Consider the following 2,660-nt stretch of genomic DNA (forward strand, 5'->3'; position numbering starts at 1 on the left):
GCGCCGCGACGTCGGGGTCGGGGCCGGGCTCGTCGTGCCGGGGTCAGGCGCCGAACGTCGACCCGAGCAGCGCCGACAGCAGTGCGAGGAACGGCAGCGTGCCCTGCGCGAGCGCCGCGCGGAGGTAGCGACGGCCGGAACCGAGCAGCACGACCGCCGCACCGAGCATCGACGCCGTCGCGAAGACCGTGATCGGCCACCCGACCGCGCCGTTGCCGGCGGCGATCAGGACGACGCCGAGGATCGCGCCGATCGCGAGGAACAGGTTGTAGAAGCCCTGGTTGAACGCCATCGACCGGGTCGCGAGCGCATCGGACTCGGTCTCGATGCTGAAGATGCGCCGGACGCGCGGGCTCGTCCAGGCGATCGACTCGAGGAAGAAGATGTACACGTGCACGAGTCCGGCGAGGACCGCGCACACGCTCGAGATCACGAGGAGAGCCGTCATGGCCTCCATTCTCGCAGGCTCGTCACCGACGTGAGGGCCGGCCGGCTCGGCCAGTAGGCTCGGTGCATGAGCGACGACCGCACGCCCGCCCACGACGACGGAGCCGTCGCCGAACTGCAGAGCATCCGGCAGAGCATCGACAACATCGACGCCGCCGTGATCCACATGCTCGCCGAACGCTTCAAGTACACGCAGCGCGTCGGCTACCTCAAGGCCGCCGCCGGCATGCCCGCGGCCGATCCCGTGCGGGAGCAGATCCAGGTGGCACGCCTCCGTGACCTGGCTGCCGAGTCGCACCTCGACCCGGCCTTCGCGGAGAAGTTCCTGAACTTCATCGTCGCCGAGGTCATCCACCACCACGAGCGCATCGCGGGCGGCAGCGAGTGAGCGGCGACCGGCCGGAGCAGTCCCGGCCCGCGCTGCCGGACCTGCTCGTCGGCTCCTACACGGCGACGGGCGGCGGTACCGCCACCGGTGTCTCGCTCGTCCACGACGGCGTGGCCCGGACCGTGGCCGTGATGGACGACCCGTCCTTCCTGGCCGTCTCCGGCGACCGGGTCTACGCCGTCTCCGAGACCGCCGACGGCAGCGTCTCGGCCTTCCGACGGACCGCCGGGGGCCTGGAGCACCTGTGGGACGCCAGTGCCGGCGGTGACGCCCCGTGCCACGTGCGGGTGGACCCGTCGGGCGCGCTGGTCGTGGCGAACTACACCTCGGGCACCGTCACCGCGGTGTCGCTCGAGCGCGCCGAGTCGTACGCCGCCTCGGTGCTCGCCAGCGACGGGGTCGTCGGCGTGCACGGCACCGCCGACCGGATCACCGTGCCCGACACGGCCGTCGTCACCGAGGTCCTCCCGGACGTCACCGGCCCGGACGAGGACCGGCAGGAGGGCCCACACGCTCACCAGTCGACCGCGACCCCGGACGGGACCGTCCTGGTGGCCGACCTCGGCGGCGATGCCCTGCACGAGTTCCGCGTGACCGCCGAGCCCGCCGTCGAGCGGGTCCGGGTCCACCACGTCGCTCCCGGCACCGGCCCGCGGCACATGGCCTGGTACGACGGTGACCTCATCGTCGCCGGCGAGCTCGACGGCCGGGTCCACCGCCTCCGCCGTGACGACTCCGGCTCGTTCACGGTCGTCGCGTCCGAGCCGACGTTCGACGGCGCCGTCGGGGAATCGCTGCTCAGCCACGTCGAGGTCGACGACGCCGGACGCGTGTACGTCGCGGTCCGCGGACGCGACGTGGTCGTGGTGCTCGACGCCGCGGGCGGCGGACTCTCCCGCATCGGCTCCGCCCCGGCCGGCGGGACGTGGCCGCGGCACTTCGCCCGCGTGCCGGGGTACCTGCTCGTCGCCAACCAGATGTCGGACGCGATCGCCGTGCTGCCCGTGGGCGACGACGGCCTCCCCGGTGCGCCGGTGGCGCAGATCGCGGTGGGCACGCCCGCCTGCATCGTCCCGGTCTGAGCAGCGACCGGCTGCGGCCGGCCGCCGCGGTGCCGCCTCGGTGGCCGCGTGGCGGTGGCGTGGCGGTGGCCGCGTGGCGGTGGCGTGGCCGGGCCCGAGTCTCGTGCTGGGCGACCGTTCTCGGGCCCGGCAGCGCGAGGACGGTCGCCGGAGCCGGGGTTCGCGTGCCGCGTCGACCTGGAGGCGCGGCCCGTGTCACCGGGGTCGGCCAGACTGAGCGCATGGACGCGTCCTACACGATCGTCACCGGTCCACCACCCCTCACCGACTACCTGCGGCTGCGCCGCGACTCCGGGCTGACGCCCAAGACGCCCGAGCAGGGAGCCGGAGCGATCGCCGGGAGCTGGACGGCCTGCCACGTCGTCGATCCCGAGGGTGCCGTGGTCGCGATGGGGCGGGCGATCGGTGACGGCGGCTGGTACTTCCACATCGCGGACATCGCCACCGACCCGGCGCACCAGCGGCACGGGATCGGCCGTGCCGTGGTGGAGCGGCTCGTCGCGGACATCCGCGAGCGGGCTCCGGAGGACGCGTACGTCACCCTCGTCGGGGACCCGCCCGGGCAGCGGCTCTACCGGTCCCTCGGCTTCGAGGACGTCGCGCCGAGCCTCGGTATGGCGCTGCCCGTCCGCTGACGGCAGGCTGCTGACGTCCGGCGGCCACCGGGCTCCGGCCGGCGGCCAGCGCGCTCCGGCCAGCGACCAGCGCGCTCCGGCCGGCGACCAGCGCGCTCCGGCCGGCGA

General features: G+C 74.3%; 4 protein-coding genes. 3 read left to right on the forward strand and 1 reads right to left on the reverse strand.

The window, feature by feature from the left end; translation table 11 throughout:
• Positions 1–43 precede the first annotated feature (43 nt).
• Positions 44–448, reverse strand: coding sequence for a DUF1304 domain-containing protein (locus ACSW7Y_RS16890; protein WP_438127386.1), 405 nt, complete (start codon positions 446–448; stop codon positions 44–46).
• 66 nt (positions 449–514) lie between these two features.
• Here ACSW7Y_RS16890 and ACSW7Y_RS16895 point away from each other — a divergent pair, with 66 nt between their 5' ends.
• The 3 genes from ACSW7Y_RS16895 (at position 515) to ACSW7Y_RS16905 (ending at position 2,552) form a co-directional block, all read left to right on the forward strand.
• Positions 515–835: a chorismate mutase gene (locus ACSW7Y_RS16895; protein ID WP_058725217.1), complete on the forward strand. Its 321-nt coding sequence runs from the start codon at positions 515–517 to the stop codon at positions 833–835.
• Positions 832–1,917, forward strand: a complete 1,086-nt coding sequence (locus ACSW7Y_RS16900; protein ID WP_438127387.1) for a lactonase family protein — start codon at positions 832–834, stop codon at positions 1,915–1,917. The genes ACSW7Y_RS16895 and ACSW7Y_RS16900 overlap by 4 nt, the downstream gene beginning before the upstream one ends.
• A gap of 221 nt (positions 1,918–2,138) precedes the next feature.
• On the forward strand, positions 2,139–2,552 hold the full coding sequence (locus tag ACSW7Y_RS16905; RefSeq protein WP_438127388.1) for a GNAT family N-acetyltransferase: 414 nt from the start codon (positions 2,139–2,141) through the stop codon (positions 2,550–2,552).
• Positions 2,553–2,660 lie beyond the last annotated feature (108 nt).

This window comes from Curtobacterium flaccumfaciens (genome assembly GCF_051548005.1).
Classification (GTDB): Bacteria; Actinomycetota; Actinomycetes; order Actinomycetales; family Microbacteriaceae; genus Curtobacterium.